This window comes from Variovorax sp. 3319, assembly GCF_031456585.1.
Taxonomy (GTDB): Bacteria; Pseudomonadota; Gammaproteobacteria; order Burkholderiales; family Burkholderiaceae_C; genus Variovorax; species Variovorax paradoxus_P.
This window is the reverse complement of the sequence record NZ_JAVDUZ010000006.1, coordinates 68,505-86,407: the sequence shown is the minus strand read 5'-3', so window position 1 is coordinate 86,407 and position 17,903 is coordinate 68,505. Positions and strand designations below refer to the sequence as shown.

17 protein-coding genes are annotated in these 17,903 nt (G+C 63.5%); 9 read left to right on the top strand and 8 right to left on the bottom strand.

Going from position 1 to position 17,903, the window contains the following annotated elements; translation table 11 throughout:
- The first annotated feature begins 9 nt into the window (after window positions 1-9).
- The 4 genes from J2X67_RS13735 to J2X67_RS13720 are packed head-to-tail and all read left to right on the top strand — an operon-like array spanning window position 10 to window position 4,595.
- Window positions 10-567, top strand: coding sequence for a TRAP transporter small permease (locus tag J2X67_RS13735; RefSeq protein ID WP_309953797.1), 558 nt, complete (start codon window positions 10-12; stop codon window positions 565-567).
- Between the two features lie 18 nt (window positions 568-585).
- The gene (locus J2X67_RS13730; protein ID WP_309953796.1) at window positions 586-1,980 is read left to right on the top strand and encodes a TRAP transporter large permease; all 1,395 of its coding nucleotides are present in this window, start codon (window positions 586-588) and stop codon (window positions 1,978-1,980) included.
- Window positions 1,981-2,002: 22 nt separating this feature from the next.
- Window positions 2,003-3,529, top strand: a complete 1,527-nt coding sequence (locus J2X67_RS13725) for an altronate dehydratase family protein (RefSeq protein ID WP_309953795.1) — start codon at window positions 2,003-2,005, stop codon at window positions 3,527-3,529.
- A 7-nt stretch (window positions 3,530-3,536) separates the two neighbouring features.
- Window positions 3,537-4,595 (top strand): malate/lactate/ureidoglycolate dehydrogenase, encoded by a 1,059-nt coding sequence (locus tag J2X67_RS13720; RefSeq protein ID WP_309953793.1) that lies wholly within the window; start codon window positions 3,537-3,539, stop codon window positions 4,593-4,595.
- A gap of 29 nt (window positions 4,596-4,624) precedes the next feature.
- Here J2X67_RS13720 and J2X67_RS13715 read toward each other — a convergent pair whose 3' ends face one another.
- From J2X67_RS13715 to slmA, 4 genes are all read right to left on the bottom strand, one after another.
- Entirely contained in the window at window positions 4,625-5,536 is a 912-nt protein-coding gene (locus tag J2X67_RS13715) for a DMT family transporter (RefSeq protein ID WP_309953791.1), read from the bottom strand.
- Window positions 5,529-6,335, bottom strand: coding sequence for a DUF2182 domain-containing protein (locus J2X67_RS13710; RefSeq protein WP_309953790.1), 807 nt, complete (start codon window positions 6,333-6,335; stop codon window positions 5,529-5,531). The genes J2X67_RS13715 and J2X67_RS13710 overlap by 8 nt, the downstream gene beginning before the upstream one ends.
- Window positions 6,332-6,934, bottom strand: coding sequence for a DUF1326 domain-containing protein (locus tag J2X67_RS13705; protein ID WP_281147789.1), 603 nt, complete (start codon window positions 6,932-6,934; stop codon window positions 6,332-6,334). Before J2X67_RS13705 ends, J2X67_RS13710 begins: the two co-directional genes overlap by 4 nt.
- A gap of 165 nt (window positions 6,935-7,099) precedes the next feature.
- The gene (slmA, locus tag J2X67_RS13700) at window positions 7,100-7,753 is read right to left on the bottom strand and encodes a nucleoid occlusion factor SlmA (RefSeq protein WP_309953788.1); all 654 of its coding nucleotides are present in this window, start codon (window positions 7,751-7,753) and stop codon (window positions 7,100-7,102) included.
- Between the two features lie 121 nt (window positions 7,754-7,874).
- On the opposite strand from slmA, the gene galE reads away from it, so the two are divergent.
- Window positions 7,875-8,894, top strand: coding sequence for a UDP-glucose 4-epimerase GalE (gene galE / locus J2X67_RS13695; protein WP_309953786.1), 1,020 nt, complete (start codon window positions 7,875-7,877; stop codon window positions 8,892-8,894).
- A gap of 22 nt (window positions 8,895-8,916) precedes the next feature.
- Here the strand turns inward: galE and argB are convergent, their stop codons facing one another.
- Both argB and J2X67_RS13685 read right to left on the bottom strand, forming a co-directional pair.
- A complete protein-coding gene (gene argB, locus J2X67_RS13690) occupies window positions 8,917-9,810 on the bottom strand; it encodes an acetylglutamate kinase (RefSeq protein WP_124959799.1) in 894 nt (297 codons plus the stop codon).
- A 76-nt stretch (window positions 9,811-9,886) separates the two neighbouring features.
- Window positions 9,887-10,984: a glycosyltransferase gene (locus J2X67_RS13685; protein WP_309953785.1), complete on the bottom strand. Its 1,098-nt coding sequence runs from the start codon at window positions 10,982-10,984 to the stop codon at window positions 9,887-9,889.
- A gap of 45 nt (window positions 10,985-11,029) precedes the next feature.
- Here J2X67_RS13685 and J2X67_RS13680 point away from each other — a divergent pair, with 45 nt between their 5' ends.
- Window positions 11,030-11,791: a glycosyltransferase family 2 protein gene (locus J2X67_RS13680; RefSeq protein ID WP_309953783.1), complete on the top strand. Its 762-nt coding sequence runs from the start codon at window positions 11,030-11,032 to the stop codon at window positions 11,789-11,791.
- A 23-nt stretch (window positions 11,792-11,814) separates the two neighbouring features.
- On the opposite strand, the gene J2X67_RS13675 is transcribed toward J2X67_RS13680, so the two are convergent.
- Window positions 11,815-12,795 (bottom strand): glycosyltransferase family 2 protein, encoded by a 981-nt coding sequence (locus tag J2X67_RS13675; RefSeq protein ID WP_309953781.1) that lies wholly within the window; start codon window positions 12,793-12,795, stop codon window positions 11,815-11,817.
- A 2-nt stretch (window positions 12,796-12,797) separates the two neighbouring features.
- Window positions 12,798-14,573 carry a glycosyltransferase family 2 protein gene (locus J2X67_RS13670; RefSeq protein ID WP_309953780.1) on the bottom strand — a complete coding sequence of 592 codons (1,776 nt, stop codon included), beginning with the start codon at window positions 14,571-14,573 and terminating at the stop codon, window positions 12,798-12,800.
- A gap of 300 nt (window positions 14,574-14,873) precedes the next feature.
- On the opposite strand from J2X67_RS13670, the gene J2X67_RS13665 reads away from it, so the two are divergent.
- From J2X67_RS13665 to J2X67_RS13655, 3 genes are read left to right on the top strand one after another with little or no spacing between them, the layout of a single operon-like run.
- Window positions 14,874-16,292, top strand: coding sequence for a mannose-1-phosphate guanylyltransferase/mannose-6-phosphate isomerase (locus tag J2X67_RS13665; RefSeq protein WP_309954083.1), 1,419 nt, complete (start codon window positions 14,874-14,876; stop codon window positions 16,290-16,292).
- On the top strand, window positions 16,289-17,095 hold the full coding sequence (locus J2X67_RS13660; RefSeq protein ID WP_309953779.1) for an ABC transporter permease: 807 nt from the start codon (window positions 16,289-16,291) through the stop codon (window positions 17,093-17,095). The genes J2X67_RS13665 and J2X67_RS13660 overlap by 4 nt, the downstream gene beginning before the upstream one ends.
- A 2-nt stretch (window positions 17,096-17,097) precedes the next feature.
- The gene (locus tag J2X67_RS13655) at window positions 17,098-17,853 is read left to right on the top strand and encodes an ABC transporter ATP-binding protein (protein WP_309953777.1); all 756 of its coding nucleotides are present in this window, start codon (window positions 17,098-17,100) and stop codon (window positions 17,851-17,853) included.
- Window positions 17,854-17,903 lie beyond the last annotated feature (50 nt).

The window sequence follows — 17,903 nt, the reverse complement described above, 5'->3', positions numbered from 1 at the left end:
AGACTTGGCATGACCGAACAAAAAATCATTGATGACGAGGGCAACTTCCATGCGGAAGACGAGGCCGTCGACCTTTCCACCACCATTGCCGAAGGCTGGATCTCGCTTGCGATCTTCTGGCTGCTCGGGCTCACGGTGTTCTACCAGTTCGTTACGCGCTACGTGATGAACGACTCGGCCGCATGGACCGAAGAAGTGGCGCGCTACATGCTGATTGCCGTGGTCTTCATCGGCGCGGCCGTCGGGGTCGCAAAGAACAACCAGATTCAGGTCGACTTTTTCTACCGTCACATGCCCCCTGCAATGGGCCGATGGGTGTCGCGCGCGGTCGATGTGCTGCGCACCGCGTTCTTCGTTGCGGCCGTGATCATGACGGTGCAGATGATGCTGAAGATCGGCAACAACACACGCATGACCATCGTCGATGCGCCCATGAACATCGTCTATGCGCTGTGCCTGTTCGGCTTCATCGCGATGACCTGGCGTTCGATCCAGGTAGCGCGCATTCACTGGAAGCGCGGCTACAGCGTGCTCGAACGCCCCGAATCCACCCTGGCCGACCACTGAGCCCGACGAGAACACTGCATGCTCAAAATATTCTTCCTGATCTTCATGGCGGGCGGCATTCCGGTGGCCGTGGCCATGGCCGGCGCATCGCTGGCGTACATCCTGGTGAGCGGCAGCCTCCCGCCGTTCGTCGTCATCCACCGCATGGTGAGCGGAATCGACAGCTTTCCGCTGCTGGCGGTGCCCTTCTTCATCCTGGCGGGCAACCTGATGAACAACGCGGGCATTACAACCCGTATCTACAACTTCGCTCTTGCGCTGGTCGGTTGGCTCAAGGGGGGCCTGGGCCATGTGAACGTGCTCGGTTCGGTGATCTTCGCGGGCATGAGCGGCACGGCCATTGCCGATGCGGCGGGCCTGGGCACCATCGAGATCAAGGCCATGAAGGAGCACGGCTACTCGACCGAGTTCGCGGTCGGCGTGACTGCCGCCTCGGCCACGCTGGGCCCGATCATTCCGCCGAGCCTTCCGTTCGTGATCTACGGAATGATGGCCAACGTGTCGGTGGGGGCGCTGTTCCTTGCAGGCATCTTGCCCGGCGCGCTGCTGGCCATCTTGATGATGCTGACGGTGGCCTACTTTGCCCATCGCAATGGCTGGGGCGGCGACGTCAAGTTTTCGAGCACGCGTTTCTTCAAGGCCATGTGCGAACTGGCCGTGGTGATCGCCTGGCCGCTTCTGATCTGGCTGCTGGTGGCAAAGCTGGGCACGCCGCCGCAGCTCACGGTGTTTGCAGGCCTGGCATCGCTCTTCGTGCTCGACAAGATCTTCAAGTTCGAGGCGCTGCTGCCCATCATGACGCCGGTGCTGCTGATCGGCGGCATGAGCACGGGCCTCTTCACCCCGACTGAAGGCGCGATTGCCGCCTGCGTGTGGGCCATGATTCTCGGCTTTGCCTGGTACAAGACGCTCTCGTGGAAGATGTTTGTCAACGTTTGCCTCGACACCATCGAGACCACCTCGACCGTGCTGTTCATCGTGGCGGCGGCCTCGATTTTCGGATGGATGCTTACCGCCACCGGCGTGACCACCGACATAGCAAGCTGGGTGCTGGGCTTCACCAAGGAAGCCTGGGTGTTCCTGCTGCTGGCCAACCTGTTGATGCTGTTCGTTGGCTGCTTCCTGGAGCCCACCGCTGCCATCACCATTCTGGTGCCCATCCTGCTGCCGATTGCCACGCAGCTGGGCGTCGATCCGATTCACTTCGGCCTGGTGATGGTGCTGAACCTGATGATCGGCCTGCTGCATCCGCCGATGGGCATGGTGCTGTTCGTGCTGGCGCGCGTGGCGGGGCTGAGCTTCGAGCGCACGACCATGGCGATCCTGCCGTGGCTCATTCCGCTGCTGCTGGCCTTGGCCGCGATTACCTATGTGCCTGCATTGGTACTGTGGCTCCCGAAAATGTTCTTTTGACCCACACAACACGAGTTCCACGATGAATCCCTTCATTCGCCTGCATCCCGCCGACGATGTCGTGATCGCGCGCAGCCAGCTGGTCGGCGGCGCCAAGGTCGAAGACTTTGCCGTGCGCGGCCTCATTCCCGCCGGCCACAAGGTGGCGACACACGCCATTGCTGCGGGTGAGCCGGTGCGCCGCTACAACCAGATCATCGGTTTTGCGAGCAAGCCGATCGCGGCCGGCGAGCACGTGCACACGCATAACCTCGACATGGGGCCCGACAAGGGCGACTTCGAGCGCGACTACGCCTTCGGCGCCGACGTGAAGCCGGCGCCCGCCAAGCGAGAGGCCACATTCATGGGCATCAAGCGGGCGGACGGCCGCGTGGCCACGCGCAACTACATCGGCGTGCTCACGAGCGTGAACTGCTCGGCCACGGCGGCGCGCGCCATAGCCGACCACTTTTCGCGCAAGACCAATCCGGCTGCGCTGGCGGACTACCCCAACGTCGACGGCATCGTGGCGCTCACGCACGGCACGGGCTGCGGCATGGACACGCAGGGCATGGGCATGCAGATCCTGGAGCGCACGCTCACGGGCTATGCCACGCACCCGAACTTTGCGGGCGTGCTGGTGGTGGGGCTGGGCTGCGAGGCGAACCAGATCAACGCCTGGCTGGCAACGGGCCACCTGGCAGAGGGCGAGAACTTTCGCACCTTCAACATCCAGGACACGGGCGGCACCCGCAAGACGGTCGAGAAAGGCATTGCACTCATCAACGAGATGCTGCCGCGCGCCAATGCGGCAAAGCGTGAGCCTTGCAGTGCGTCGCACATCACCATCGGCCTGCAGTGCGGCGGCTCCGACGGCTACTCGGGCATCAGCGCCAACCCGGCGCTGGGTGCGGCGGTCGACCTGCTGGTGGCGCATGGCGGCACGGCCATCTTGAGCGAAACGCCCGAGGTCTATGGCGCCGAGCACCTGCTCACGCGGCGGGCGGTGCGGCGCGAGGTGGGCCAGAAGCTGGTGGACCGCATCAAGTGGTGGGAGCACTACACCGAGATCAACCAGGGCGAGATGAACAACAACCCCTCACCGGGCAACAAGGCCGGCGGCCTCACGACGATTCTCGAGAAGTCGCTCGGCGCAGTCGCCAAGGGCGGCACCAGCAACCTCGAGGCGGTGTACGAATACGCAGAGCCCGTAACGGCGCACGGCTTCGTCTACATGGACACGCCGGGCTACGACCCCGTGAGCGCCACCGGGCAGGTGGCGGGCGGCGCAAACATCATCTGCTTTACCACCGGGCGCGGCTCGGCGTACGGCTGCGCGCCCTCTCCTTCGCTCAAGCTCGCGACCAACTCGGCGCTGTGGCAGCGGCAGGAAGAGGACATGGACATCAACTGCGGCGAGATCGTCGACGGCAGCAGTTCGATCCAGGAGATGGGCCAGCGTATCTTCGAACTGGTGCTGGCCACCGCGTCCGGCGAACCGTCGAAAAGTGAAAAGCATGGCTACGGCCAAAACGAATTCGTGCCGTGGCAAGTCGGCGCAGTGATGTAAGGAACCTATGCCCCAAACACTTCCAGCCTCCGATCTGCGTTCGCACTGCGCCCGCATTCTCGAAGCCGCGGGCAGCACGCCTGCCGAAGCCGCGCAGGTGGCCGCCAACCTTGTGCTCGCCAACCTGAGCGGCCATGATTCTCACGGCGTGGGCATGCTGCCCCGCTATGTCGACGCAGTGGCCGAAGGCGGCCTGGTGCCCAATGCATCGGTCAAGGTCAACGCAGACATCGGCACGCTGCTCGCGCTAGACGGCCAGCATGGCTACGGGCAGGTCGTCGGCGTGCAGGCGATGGAGCTTGGCATTGCACGTGCCAGGCAGCACGGCAGTTGCATCTTCACGCTCGCAAACGCGCACCACCTGGGCCGCATCGGGCACTTTGCCGAAATGGCAACGGCCGAAGGCCTGGTGTCGATGCACTTCGTCAATGTGCTGTCGCGGCCCGTTGTGGCGCCATGGGGCGGCGGCGACGGACGTTTTGGCACCAACCCTTGCTGCATCGGCATTCCGCTGGCTGGGGCCGAACCTTTTCTGCTCGACTTTGCAACCAGCCGCGTGGCACAAGGAAAGATGCGCGTTGCGCACAACAAGGGCGAGAAGGTGCCCGACGGCTACCTGATCGACGAGCGCGGCGCGCCGACCAACGACCCGGGCGTGGTGGTGGTGCCGCAATCGAACGGACTTTTCGGCGCGCTCATGACCTTCGGCGAGCACAAGGGCTATGGCATGGCCATGGCTTGCGAGCTGCTGGGCGGCGCGCTCACCGGCGGCGGCACGTGGCACCGCCCGGCCGACACCGCCCGCACGGTGCTCAACGGCATGCTGACCATCCTCATCGACCCGGCAAAGCTGGGAACCCAGGCCAGCTTTGCACAGGAGGCCACGGCCTTTGTCGACTGGCTGCGCCAGAGCCCGCCGGGCGCCGGCTTCGACCAGGTGCAGATCGCGGGCGAACCCGAGCGCGCCGCACGCGTTGCGCGCGAGCGCGAAGGCATCTGGCTGGACGATGCGACTTGGGGAGAAATAGTCGCTGCCGGTTCGAAGGTGGGCGTGGCAATCGCCTGAAAGCCCGGGGCCACGGCTTCTACCTGGCTCTACCTCGTTCCGCCTCGTTCTACCTGGCGGCGCGCATTGCGCGACTTCTGGCTCAGCACGATGGCAATCCCACCCAGGATTGCAACTGATGCCGCGGCCAGCCGCGGCGTGATTGCTTCCGAGAGCAGCAGCACGCCGCCGAACGCAGCCAGGAGCGGCACCGACAGCTGAACGGTGGCCGCCTGCATGGCAGAAAGGCGAGCCAGCGCCGCATACCAGACGACATAGCCGATGCCCGAGGTCAACGCGCCGGAGGCCACCGCCAGGGCAATGCCGGTCGCGTCCGCATGGGCGCGCGCCACAAAAACCACGCTGAGGGCCAACGCCAACGGCACGGCACGCAAAAAGTTGCGCGACGTGGCGGCGAGCGGATCGGCCACGCCACGGCCGCGAAGCGAATACACGCCCCATGCAACGCCGGCAACGGCCATCAGCACAGCGCCGGCGAGCGGTGGCGCGGCGACGCCAGGCAACACCAGGTAGACGAGCCCGCCTGCCGCCAGCACGAAACCAAGCCATGCAACCGGCCCGAAGCGCTCGCCGGAGCCCAGGCCCGCGCCCAGCATCGTGAGCTGCACCGCGCCGAACAAGATCAGCGCGCCCGTGCCCGCAGAAAGGCTGAGGTAAGCAAAAGAAAAGAAGGCGACATAGGCGAACAGCATGACGGCGGCAAGCCAATCGGCTCGGGCGGCCGAAGGGGGCCGCGCCCTCAGCTGAACCACGAGCGCAAGCGTGATTGCGCCGGAAACAAGCCGAATGCTGCCGAAGCTGGCCGGATCGATGCCTTGCCGCTGCAGCGCGAGCCTGCACAACAGCGAATTGGCCGCGAACGCGAGCATGGCCACCGCCGTCAGCGCAATGGTCCGCAGGATGGAAGGGCCGCGGCGCAGCTCCGACACGGCTTCAGACATGGCTCGCCACCACGAAGACGGCCCACCCCAACAACGCGAAACCCAGCGGTGCGCTCAGCCTGTGGCCCCACGCAACGTTCTTCTCCAATGCCATGGCCGCGGCCAGCAGCAGCATCCAGCCAAGGCTGCCTGTGCCGAGCGCGAACATCAACAGCATGAGCGCCCAGCAGCAGCCCACGCAGAAGAGCCCGTGGTGGGTGCCCAACGCAAACGCATGGCGTGCTTGCGCATGGCCGCGCCAGTGCTCGATGACAAAGCTCAAAGGCGTGCGGCATTTTTCGAGGCATTGGTGCTTGAGGCGGCTGAACTGGAACGCGCCGGCCAGCGCAATGGTCGCAGCGCCGAGCACCCAGCCATGCCAGGCCAGCGTGGGGGCGCTGGCGAGCAGCGCCAGCACTGCGCTGTGCAGCCCATGCGCCAGCAAGCCGAAGGCGCCCCACACCGCCATGTAGCCGAGGCCCAGCATTGCGAGCAGGCGTGCATGGTCGGGGCGCCCGGCGGTCAGGCGGTCGAAGGCGTTGAACAGCGGCAGCGTGGTCGGCAGCATCATGGCGGCTGTCATGAGGATCCACGCCGCGGCGTAGAGCACGGCAGGCACGACCACGTCGCCCGCGGGAACGACCTGGCAAAGGAAAGCAGCCGGGCCCGAAGCGGTCCAATTGCCGTGTTCGAGATAGCGCCCGTAGGGGCTGCGCGCCCAAGCCCACAACGCCAGCCATGCCAGCGCGACCAGCGCGGCAAGAACCGGCACGAACACGCGGCGGTGCCGGACGGCGCTGCGCGGCAGCGCGGCGTTCATGAGTCGAACACGAAAGTGCTTTGCAACGCGTTGTGGTTCTTCAGGTTCAGGTCGATGCCCAGGGCGGGGTTCTTCGACCGGTAGGTGGGCGCTTTCCCGACGAATACCGGCGCGCCCGGCACGGTGGAAAACACGGTATCGGAAAGCGTGGTCTGCCCGCCGGTTGCCCCTCGGTAGGGCTCCAGTTCGGCGTAGTAGTCGGTGCCGATCTCCAGCTCGCCCTTGCCTTCGCTCACCGTGAATCGAATGGGCGCGCGCTCCACCGACACGACCTCGCCGATGAGCTTGGCCAGGTCGGCAATCGGTCCGCCGGCTTGCCCGGTGTAGACCTTGAGCAGCGCTTCTTCCTGCTCCTTGGAGGCGTTGTCGTCGACGAAGATTGCCGCCGTCCAGTTGCCCTGGAGGATGTTTCCGGGCACATGCGCCACGGCCGCGATGGTGTTGCCGCCGACGTCGATACCGTCGATGGTTCCCTTGTCGATGCGCCAGGCGACGATGGTGTCGCAGGTGCCGTTGTCAGGGTCCTCGCCGATCCAGCAGGGACACAGCACATTGCAGTTGCAAACTTCAAGCAGGCGACCTTCCAGGTGATAGCTCATACGAACCTCCGTTCAGAAGCTTCACGAACTCGGCTTGTCGCCGCGACTCATCAGCGGCAAGGGGGCGCTGATCGTACGCCCGGGCATCGCGCAAGTCGAGCGGCAAACCCTGCCTGGCTGTTGCCGTGGGTAGCCAGAGGGGGCTAGGGTCGCCCGTGCCGCGGCTCAGACGATCAGCGCGATCGTGGCTTCGAGGTGCTCCGAAGGCGCGCGGCGGAAGCCCGAGCGCGTAAAGCGCTGCAGCTGGCCAACGACAAAGGCCGTGAGCGCGGCGGCGCGCACCTGTGCGTCGACCGTGGGGGTTGCAGAACCATCGGCAGCGGCGGTGCCGCGCAGCACCTGGCGCAACGTGGCCTCGATCTTGTCGAAGAACTGGTTCATGCGCTGCTGGAGCCGCTCGTTCTCAAACACCAGCGCATCACCCACCATGACGCGGGTCATGCCCGGGTTGCGCTCGGCAAACTGCACCAGCAGCGTGAGGATTCTTGCGGCCTGCTGCGCACCGGTGGCACCTTCGCGCTCCAGAATCTGGTTGACCAGGGTGAAGACGCTCTGCTCGATGAAGTCGATGAGGCCTTCGAACATCTGGGCCTTGCTTGCGAAGTGGCGATAAAGCGCGGCCTCGCTAACGTCCAGCCGGGCGGCCAGTGCCGCGGTGGTTACCCGCTCCGAGCCTGGCTGTTCCAGCATGGCGGCCAGCGCCTGCAAAATCTGCACGCGCCTCTCCCCCGGCTTGGGGCGCTTTCGCACGGGGGCGGCGGCTGCCAGCGTTTCTGTAGGAGTTTCTACGCCGGGATAGCTTGTCTCTTCGTTCTGCATGGGAGCGCGTGCAAAGATGTAATCAATTGATTCTCGCACAGGGTCGCGCAGTGAGCGCGCGCAAACGGGGGCGGGAAAGCTCGTACAGAATCAACCAACCTTACAAAGTAAAGAGTTTTTCATGGCCAACAGCGTACTGGTGACCGGTGGGGCTGGATTCATTGGCAGCCACACTTGTGTGGCGTTGGCCGCGGCTGGCTATGTGCCGGTAATCCTGGACAACCTGGGCAACAGCGACGTGCGGGTGCTGGAACGCTTGCGCCAGATCACGGGCAGCGCGCCCCGGCTGATCGAAGGCGACGTGCGCGACAGGGCCCTGCTCGACCGCGTGCTGGCCACCGAACGATTCTCGGCCGTGATCCACTTTGCCGGCCTCAAGGCCGTTGGCGACTCGGTGGCCGACCCGCTCGCCTACTACGACAACAACGTGCACGGAAGCTTCGTGCTCGCCTCGGCAATGCAGCAGGCAGGCGTGCGGACCCTGATCTTTTCGTCATCGGCCACGGTGTACGGCGAACCCGACCACTCCCCCATTCCGGAAGACGCGCCTTGCAGGCCGGCGAGCCCCTATGGCCGCTCGAAGCACATGGTGGAAGAAGCTCTCACCGACCTGCATCGCGCCGAACCGGAATGGCGCATTGCGCTGCTGCGCTACTTCAACCCCGTCGGGGCCCATGAAAGCGGCCTCATCGGAGAGCATCCGCAAGGCAAGCCGAACAACCTGATGCCGTTCGTTTGCCAGGTGGCGGTGGGGCAAAGAGACAGGCTGGTGATTCACGGCAACGACTATCCGACACCCGACGGCACCGGGGTGCGCGACTACGTGCACGTGATGGACCTGGCCGAAGGACACGTGGCGGCCCTGCAGCACGCAGAGGCCCGTCCGGGGCTGGTCAAGCTCAACCTGGGCACCGGCCGCGGCGCCTCGGTGCTGGAAGTCGTGCATGCGTTCGAGCGCGCGAGCGGGCGAACGATTGCTTGCGAGATCGGCCCGCGCCGAGCTGGCGATGTGCCTGCGTATTGGGGCGATCCTTCGCTTGCGCAGGCAACGCTGGGGTGGCGTGCGCATCGCGGCCTCGACCAGATGTGTGCGGACAGCTGGCGTTGGCAGCAAGGCAATCCGAACGGATACGAGGGCTGAGCCCGCCCTGTGGAAACTGCGCTCAGCGCGCGCGAATCATCGTGCCGTAGGCCTGGTCGGTCAGGATTTCGAGGAGCATGGCGTGCGGCACGCGCCCGTCGATGATGTGCACCGCGTTCACGCCGCTCTTGGCGGCATCGAGCGCGCCTTCGATCTTGGGCAGCATGCCGCCGGAGATGGTGCCGTCGGCGAACAGGTCGTCGATTTCTCGCGCGCTCAGGTTGGTGAGCAGCTTGCCGTCCTTGTCGAGCACGCCGGGCGTGTTGGTCAGGAGCATGAGCTTCTCGGCCTTGAGCACGGTGGCGAGCTTGCCGGCGACGACGTCGGCATTGATGTTGTAGCTCTCGTTCTCCTCGCCGAAGCCGATGGGGCTGACCACCGGAATGAAAGCGTCGTCCTGCAGCGCCTTGACCACGCTGGGGTCGATGGAGACGATGTCGCCGACCTGGCCCACGTCATGGTGCAGGTTGGGGTCGGCGCGGTCGGCCATCTTGAGCTTTTGCGCCCGGATCATGCCGCCGTCGCGGCCGGTGAGGCCCACGGCCTTGCCACCGGCCTGGTTGATCAGGCCCACGATGTCCTGTTGAACCTCACCGGCCAGCACCCATTCGACCACTTCCATGGTCTCGGCATCGGTCACGCGCATGCCCTGGATAAAGCTGCCCTTCTTGCCCAGGCGGTTGAGCGCCGCCTCGATCTGCGGGCCGCCGCCGTGCACCACCACGGGGTTCATGCCGACCAGCTTGAGCAGCACCACGTCTTCGGCAAAGTCGGCCTGCAGGGCCGGATCGGTCATGGCATTGCCGCCGTACTTGATGACGATGGTCTTGCCGTGGAACTTGCGGATGTACGGCAGCGCCTGGGCCAATATCTCGGCCTTGTCGCGCGGGGGAATGTTCAGGACGGGGTCGGTCATGGGCGGGCAGGCTCCAAAACGGTGAGGACGATAGATAGATGAAATTGTCGCAACAAGCGCGCAGTCTTGGGTGCCGTCACGGGCGCAGCCAGCGCGGCACCTTGAATCGCACGATCATCAGGTACGCGCCGACGTAGGTCGTGACGAAGAGCAGGCAAAAGAGCATCAGCACGACGGTGTTGTTCCAGAACAGCACGGCCGGCACGACCGACAGCGCCGCGAACATCCACAGGTAGGGAGATGTCCGGTTGTTGCGGGCCAGCAATTGGCGAGCCTCGTCGTCTGCAAAGGCCACCCGCACAATGCGGCGAAAAATGAGCTGGTGAAAATGCAGCGCGTCCGCCGTGCCGGGCGACTGCCCGCGCGCGAGCTTGCGATAGATGGAAAACAGCGTCTCCCAGACGGGATAGATCAGCAGCAGCATCGGAAACCACGGCGAGACCACGCGATGCCGCTGAACCAGCGTGACACAGGCCACGGCGATGACCATGCCCCATACATAGGCCCCGCCGTCGCCGGCAAAGATCTTGCCGCGCGGATAGTTCCAGATCAAAAAGCCGACGGTAGCGCCCACCAGGCAGACCATCATTGCCGCGAGTTGGCGGTCGCCTACCTGCAGCGCCACGTGAGAAATGGCAAGGCAGACCAGCACGGCCACGGTGCCGGCCAGCCCGTTGTAGCCATCGATGATATTGAAGGCATGAGGCAATCCGCCGATGGCAAGTGCCGCGAAGACCACGGCGCCATAGGGAACCAGCGCCAGCCAGCCATCGACCGTCTCGATGCCGGTGCGCGACAAGCCGAGCCCGAGCAGCCAGCACGCCAGCAAGGCGGAGCCGATGGTGAGCCCCAGCCGGTAGCGCACCCTGACGTTCTGCGTCACGTCCTCCACGATGCCGGCGATGACGGCCGGTGCAATGCACAGCAGCGTGAGCATCGACGCCTTGACTGGCCACGACACGTTGAACGGATCGGTTCCCGTGATGCCGGCGGCCAGCCAGGCCACGCCCATTCCAAACATGATCCCGGCGCCGCCGAGCCGCGGCACGTGCCCCTTGTGGAAGCGCTGGGGCATGTCCGTGCCATAGAGCCGCGCATGCCTGCGCGCACGGCGCATGAACAGCTGCACGGCGAAGGCAGAGGCAAAAAAACTGATGACGATCAGAGCAATCATGTGTGGGTGTTGGGGAACTCTAGAATTCCCGAGCGAAATTAGACCATGCCAGCGCCCTCCCCCTCCCTTCCTCCCATTACCGTTTCGATCGTCAGCCACGGTCAGCTCGCGCTGATAAGGCCGCTGCTCGAGCAACTCGGCCGCTTCAGCGGTGCGTCGGTTGCCAAAGTCGTGCTCACGTTGAACATCCCCGAAGACGACGTGCTGGCGGGCGAGGAATGGCGCTTTCCGGTCGAGCGCATCGAGAACGCCCAGCCCAAGGGCTTTGGCGCCAATCACAACCAGGCGTTCCAGCACTGCGACACGCCGTGGTTCCTGGTGCTCAATCCGGACATCCGTTTTGACGCCGACGTGCTGGCGCCGCTGGTTGCACAGGCCGCACCCGACGCCGGACTGCTGACGCCGCGCATTCTGGAACCGGGCAAGAGCACACCGGAGCAGCATCGCGAGATCATCACGCCGCTGGAAATCGTGACCCGCCGAAAGCCGGGCTATGAGCGCCCGGCGGTGCCGGCGTGGATTCCGGGGCTGTTCATGCTGTTTCGCAGCGAGGCATACCGCCAGATCGGCGGCTTCGACGAGCGCTTCTTCATGTACGGCGAAGATTTCGACATTTGCGCCCGGACCCGGCTGGCGGGCTGGAAGCTGCAGGTGGGAGAAGCCCTGCTGGCGCGCCACGAGGCCCAGCGTGCCAGCCGCACCAGCAAGAAGCACCTTTACTGGCACGTGACCAGCTTGCTGAAGGTGTGGACTTCGGGTGCCTTCTGGCGCTACAGGCGGCTGAAGGCGAGCGCGAACGCCCGATAGCCAAGTTGGGCAAGGGGCTGGCGCTATCCGCGCTCCAGCAGATCTTGCGCCACAGCGTGCCAGCCGCGCCCGAAGCGGTCGTAGCGGCCCCGGGCGGCCTCGAACAAAACGGGGACCGCGCGCGCAAGTCTCGAGCGCGGCAACTCGGCCCTGAAACGCTGGTGCGCCACCTTGGCGCGCTGGGCCTCGAGGTACTTCGGTTGCACCTTCGCGCCGAGGGAGCTCAAGCGGTCAAGAAGCGCCTCCGCCCTGCGCAACCGCGCCCAATGCTTGTCGCCGCGCTCGACAAAGGCCTTGCCGATCTTTTCGGAGAGGGTTGGCCGGCGTGCGCCTATCTGGTTGCTTGCATGCTGGCGGTAGTCGATGAGCGGCTCCGCGATCACGTCGACACGGCCTGTGGCCGCCGCCACGGCGCCGAGCCATTCATCGTGCACCCAGCCTTCCGGGAACGGCAACGCGGATGCGAGCAAATCCTTGCGAAACAGGGTCGTGGCACCGGTCACCAGGTTTCGCCGCAGCAATACGCCGAAGGCATTGCCATTGGCAATGGCCGCCAGTTCAGCCGGGCGCACTTCGAGCGCATGAAAAAGCAAAGTGCCGAGCGGTGCGAGTTCGGCATCGACCAGGCGGGCATCGGTGTGCAGCAGCAGCAACTCGGGCTCCGCTTCGAAGCGCGCAGCCATGCGAGCCAGCCGGCCTGCGTGCCACACGTCGTCCTGGTCGCAGAGCGCAATGAGCTCATGGGTGCACGCCCGCACGGCCTGTTCGAAATTGCGGGTGACGCCCAGCGCCGGGGAATTCTGAAAAACGACCAGTTCGACGCGATCGGCAACGCCGCAATCTGCCAGGGTGCTGCGCACGGTGGCGATGGTCTCGTCCGTAGAGCCATCGTCCGAAAGCACAATCTGGCGCGGCAGCCTGTCCTGCGTACAGATGCTTCGCACTTGCGCCGCCACATAGCGGGCGCCGTTGCGCGTGCAAAGCGCGACCGAAATTCCCAGCATCTTCAGACCGGCGCCAGGCGCGGCGGCCAGGCGTAGCTGAAGTCTTCGCGCGCGAGCATCAGGTTCGGGCTGTAGGCAGGGTCATTCTTCAACAGCTCGCCCCATCGTTGCTGCATGTAGGCTGCCTCTTCCTCGAACTGCTCTTTTCTCTTCTGCGAGACATTCTTGGAACGGGTCGCAGACTCGTGGTGGAACAGTTCAGCGTACGGTGTCCATACGTTGCGCAGACCCGCCTCGCGCAGCCGCAGGCAAAAATCGATGTCGTTGAACGACTCCTTGAGGTGCACTTCGTCAAGCCCGCCAACTTTCAGGTAGTGGCTTTTCTGGATGACCAGGCAGGCCGCCGTAACGGCCGAGAGCGACTGGATAAGCGCCGCGCGTCCCGCATAGCCTTCTCTTCCCGCCGGCATGCCGCGATGCGAATGCGCGGCGATGCCTCCCACGCCCAGGATCACGCCCGCGTGCTGGAGTGTCTTGCCCGGATACCAGAGCCGCGCGCCCACAGCACCGACGCCGGGCTGCAGCGCGAGACTGACCATTTCGCTCAGCCAGTCGGGCGAAATGACTTCGATGTCGTTGTTGACGAGCGCGAGCACCTCGCCTTGCGCGATGGCAGCCGCACCATTGTTGAGCGCCGAATAGTTGAAGTCCCGGTCGTCGCGCAGCACGCGAATATTGGGGTTTTCCGCGGCAGCGCTCTTGAACCAGGCCAGTGCGGCGGGATCGTCGGAGCCGTTGTCGACGATGATGATTTCGTAGCGCGAATAACTCGTCTTCTGCAAGATGGATTCGATGCACTGGCGAGTCAGTTGCAACGCATTGCGCGTGGGAATGATCAACGAAACCAACGGTAAGACATCGGGCAAGGCGTAATGCACGCGGTAGCCAAAATCGAGATGTTCAGCCGTGGCACGCACCCCAGTGCGTACAAAATGTTCGTTCAGTGCCCGCTCGCCCGCAATCGCCGCATAAGGCTTGGCTGTCATCGACCGGGCCGTGCTTTCGGCATGCACCCGCCAGTGATAAAGCACGCGCGGAATGTGTTGAATCTGCCCAGGCTCCACGCGTTCCATACATCGCAGCACCAGGTCCCAGTCCTGGGAGCCCTCGAGGCCCACCCGAAAACCGCCAACCGAACGCATGAGCTCGGTGGACAGCACGCCGAGGTGGCTGAACATGTTCTGCGAACGAAACAGATCGACGTTCCAGTCGGACTTGAAATAAGGCCCGAAGCGATGACCGCCTTCATCGACCTTGTCTTCGTCCGAATAGATCAGTTGCACACCGGGGTGCTCGGCAATGCAATCGGCCACCCAGAACAACGCGTGCGCAGGCAGCAGGTCGTCATGGTCCATGAGCGCCACCCACGGGCCCGCGGCCAACTCCAGAGCGCTGTTCGACGCCGCCGAGATATGGCCGTTTTCAGGACGGAACACCACCTTGATGCGCGGGTCTGTCTCGCTGTACGACTTGAGGATTTCGCGCACCTCGGCCGAAGGCGATGCGTCGTCGGCGATGCAAAGTTCCCAGTGGGGATAGATCTGCCCGCGCACCGACTCGATGGCTTCGCGCAGCCAGGCCGGGTTGGGGTTGTAGGTGGGCATCAGCACGGAGATCAGCGGCCGGTCTTTCATGGCCGCTACGCGCTGTGCAATCTTCTCGTGCAGTTCGGGGGTGAGCGTGTCGTAGCGCCGCACCCATGTCGAATAGTTGTTGTAACCGCCTATCCGCCGTCCGAGCTCCCAGCGAATGCCGGGCCAACCCGACTTCTTGAACATTCGCCATGCCCGCTGTACGCGCCCCAGTAGACCAGGCCCCCGCCAAAGCGCGGCCAAGCCGAGGATGAATTGATAAGCAGATTTCATAGATTGCGCATCCGCGAAACGGACGCGGCGACTTTTTGGTGGTGCGTGAAAAATGGAGCCATACCGCAGTACGGCGGTTATACGCGGCGCCCCGGGCGCGATTATCTTCGCAACCGAAACGTGATCGACGTCGCGAAAGGCGTTTGGGGCGCGCAAATTTGGCTGTGGACGCTGGACGTAAAATTGGCGCGTTATAAGAGCAATAGGAAAAAAATGCGTGTCCTCTCAGTTGTGCTCTCCGGCGGTGCGGGCTCCCGGCTCTGGCCGGCATCGCGGCAGGCATTTCCCAAACCATTCATGAAGCTCGGGGGCTCGACGTTATTGCAGCAGGCCATCGAACGTGGTCAAGCCTGCGGCACAGGCGATCTGATGATCGTCACGAACAAGGATCATCTTTTTCTCACCAAGGACGTGCTGGGGCAAATGGTCGACCCCCCTGACGCCACACTCCTTCTTGAGCCGAAGGGCCGCAACACAGGCCCGGCTATTGCACTCGCTGCGCTGCAATGCATCGAAAAATTCGGCGGCGAAACCGTGATGCTGGTGTTGTCCGCAGACCATCTCGTGCCCGACGTCGAAGCCTTCGTCGCCAGTGCCAGCCAAGCCTTCAAGCTGGCTACGAACGGCGCGTTGGTGGTCTTTGGCATCAGCCCGACGAGTCCCGACACCGGCTTCGGCTACATCGAAGTGGCTCAGGTCTCGAGGGCGAGTCAACCGGCCAAGCGCTTTGTAGAGAAGCCAGATCTGCAGACTGCGCAGGAATACTTGGCCACGGGCCGTTATTACTGGAACAGCGGAATGTTCTGCTTTACAGCAGACGCCATTGTCGGCGCGTTCGAAAAGTATGCGCCCGAACTGCTGGCCGCAGCCCGCAAGGCACTCCAAACCTCCAAACACGAGGGCAACATCATCCAGTTCGACCTGCACGCGTTCGGGCTCCAGCCGGACATCAGTGTCGACTATGCGGTGATGGAGCCTGCCGACAACGTTCACGTTGTGCCGGCCAAGTTCCATTGGAGCGATGTCGGCTCCTGGCCCGCTGTGGCAAAGGCGCAGCCGCCGGATGCCAGCGGCAACACCATGCCGTCTGATGTGGTGGCCATCGATACCACCGGCACCCACGTCCAGATAGACAGTCACATTCCGAAGTTGGTGGCGACGCTGGGCGTTCACGACCTTGTCATCGTCGACACTCCCGATGCGCTACTGGTCGCCCACAAGGACAGTGCGCAGGAAGTCAAAAAGGTTGTCGATACGCTGAAAGCGCGCAAGCACGAGGCGGTTCATCTGCCCTCCGTGGTGCACCGCCCATGGGGCACCTACGCAACGCTCAAGGAAGAAGACGGCTACAAGGTCAAGCGAATCACGGTCAAAACCGGAGAATCGCTGTCTTTGCAGTATCACCACCAGCGCTCTGAGCACTGGGTAGTGGTGCAAGGGCGGGGCATCGTCCAGATCGGCGACATCGAACATGTCACCGGCCCAGGCGAATACCGCCATATTCCATTGAAGGAGAAACATCGTTTGACCAATATCGGCGAAGAGCTATTGGTGCTCATTGAAGTCCAGTGCGGTGTTTACCTTGGCGAAGACGACATCGTCAGGCTCGCAGACACCTACGGACGCGCATGACCGAAAAAATCCACTCCAACCTCCACCGCAGCGCCCTATCCGACTGGTGGGAAGGAACACGTCGCACCGACATCTGGTGGACCCTGGCCTGGTTCGATATCGTTCTTCGTTATCGGCGTTCGATGCTCGGACCGCTCTGGCTCACGCTGAGCATGGGCGCAATGATCGGAGGCATGGGACCGCTGTACAGCTCGCTTTTTGGCACGGAACTGTCCAAGTTCTTCCCGCACCTCGCACTCGGTATCATTTTCTGGGGCTTCTTTTCCAGCGTGGTATCCGAGTCGTGCAACGCGTTCGTGGGCTCGTCCAATTACCTGAAGCAGGGCTACTTTCCAATCAGCCTGTTTGTCTGGCGCAGCATTGCCCGCAACCTCATTCAGTTTGCGCATCAGATCGTGCTGTATATCCCGGTAGCGCTCTGGGCCGGTATTTCACTGTCTTGGTCGGTACTGCTCGTGCTGCCGGCCCTCGCCATACTGGTCATCAACGCGCATGCTCTGGGCCTGCTGCTCGGCCTGATCTGCACGCGCTATCGCGACGTAACCCAGATCGTGACCAGCATCATGCAAATGCTGATGTTTCTGACGCCTGTTTTCTGGCTTCCGGAAAGCCTCCCGGGGCGTGCTCAGTACATCCTGTGGAATCCCTTTGCACAGATGCTCGACCTGCTGCGCACTCCGCTGATGGGCGGCGTGGCCGAAATGCATAGCTGGCTGGGCATCCTGGCCTGGACAGTCGTCAGCGTTGTCGCGTCCATGCTGCTCTTCATCAAGTACCGTCGGCGCGTCGTTTATTGGCTCTGAATATGGCATCCATCTCACTCAAGAACGTCGCCGTCAACTTTCCCATCTATGGCGCAGGCGCGGCCTCGCTGAAGAAAACGCTTGCTGCATCTGTCACTGGGGGACGTTTTGGCAAGGAAACCGGCGTCACTGTTGTTCAGGCACTGAGCGACATCAACCTCGAACTGCGCAGCGGTGATCGGCTGGGGCTCATAGGCCACAACGGTGCCGGCAAATCGACCTTGCTACGCACCCTAGCCGGCGTTTACGAGCCGTCGGCCGGTGAGTTCCGGCGTGAAGGAAGCGTATCAAGCCTTATCGATCCATCGTTGGGCATCGAGATGGATGCGACCGGCGTAGAGAACATCATGTTGCGTGGCCTGGTAATGGGCATGAGCAAGAAGGAAATCGACGAGCGCACGCCCGACATCTGCGAATTCAGCGGGCTCGGCCAATATGTGGACATGCCTGTGCGCACCTATTCCACAGGGATGATGATGCGGCTCGCTTTCTCGATCTCAACCAGCGTTGAGGCCGACATTCTTCTTATGGACGAATGGCTCTCGGTGGGTGACGCAGAATTCACCGAAAAAGCCGAGAAGCGCATGCGCGACGTTGTATCCAAGTCCGGCATTTTGGTGCTTGCTTCGCACTCGCCCGAGTTGATCGCCAAGGAATGCAACAAGGTCGTGAAGCTTAACCATGGCCGACTGGAGCAAGTCGACATGGACGCATACATGGCTGAATTACAGGCCGAGCGTGCGAAGCTGGCCGCCTGATTTCTGACATTCAGGGGCCCAGGCGCTCTGCCTTGGGCCGTTTCCCCGAC

Coding starts and splice junctions, on each gene's coding strand:
- J2X67_RS13705 (WP_281147789.1), bottom strand. CDS start 6,934: ATGAGCTATCACCTGGAAGGTCGCCTGCTTGAAGTTTGCAACTGCAAT.
- J2X67_RS13725 (WP_309953795.1), top strand. CDS start 2,003: ATGAATCCCTTCATTCGCCTGCATCCCGCCGACGATGTCGTGATCGCG.
- argB (WP_124959799.1), bottom strand. CDS start 9,810: ATGACCGACCCCGTCCTGAACATTCCCCCGCGCGACAAGGCCGAGATA.
- J2X67_RS13685 (WP_309953785.1), bottom strand. CDS start 10,984: ATGATTGCTCTGATCGTCATCAGTTTTTTTGCCTCTGCCTTCGCCGTG.
- J2X67_RS13715 (WP_309953791.1), bottom strand. CDS start 5,536: ATGTCTGAAGCCGTGTCGGAGCTGCGCCGCGGCCCTTCCATCCTGCGG.
- J2X67_RS13730 (WP_309953796.1), top strand. CDS start 586: ATGCTCAAAATATTCTTCCTGATCTTCATGGCGGGCGGCATTCCGGTG.
- J2X67_RS13665 (WP_309954083.1), top strand. CDS start 14,874: ATGCGTGTCCTCTCAGTTGTGCTCTCCGGCGGTGCGGGCTCCCGGCTC.
- J2X67_RS13680 (WP_309953783.1), top strand. CDS start 11,030: ATGCCAGCGCCCTCCCCCTCCCTTCCTCCCATTACCGTTTCGATCGTC.
- J2X67_RS13660 (WP_309953779.1), top strand. CDS start 16,289: ATGACCGAAAAAATCCACTCCAACCTCCACCGCAGCGCCCTATCCGAC.
- J2X67_RS13720 (WP_309953793.1), top strand. CDS start 3,537: ATGCCCCAAACACTTCCAGCCTCCGATCTGCGTTCGCACTGCGCCCGC.
- galE (WP_309953786.1), top strand. CDS start 7,875: ATGGCCAACAGCGTACTGGTGACCGGTGGGGCTGGATTCATTGGCAGC.
- J2X67_RS13655 (WP_309953777.1), top strand. CDS start 17,098: ATGGCATCCATCTCACTCAAGAACGTCGCCGTCAACTTTCCCATCTAT.
- slmA (WP_309953788.1), bottom strand. CDS start 7,753: ATGCAGAACGAAGAGACAAGCTATCCCGGCGTAGAAACTCCTACAGAA.
- J2X67_RS13710 (WP_309953790.1), bottom strand. CDS start 6,335: ATGAACGCCGCGCTGCCGCGCAGCGCCGTCCGGCACCGCCGCGTGTTC.
- J2X67_RS13670 (WP_309953780.1), bottom strand. CDS start 14,573: ATGTTCAAGAAGTCGGGTTGGCCCGGCATTCGCTGGGAGCTCGGACGG.
- J2X67_RS13675 (WP_309953781.1), bottom strand. CDS start 12,795: ATGCTGGGAATTTCGGTCGCGCTTTGCACGCGCAACGGCGCCCGCTAT.
- J2X67_RS13735 (WP_309953797.1), top strand. CDS start 10: ATGACCGAACAAAAAATCATTGATGACGAGGGCAACTTCCATGCGGAA.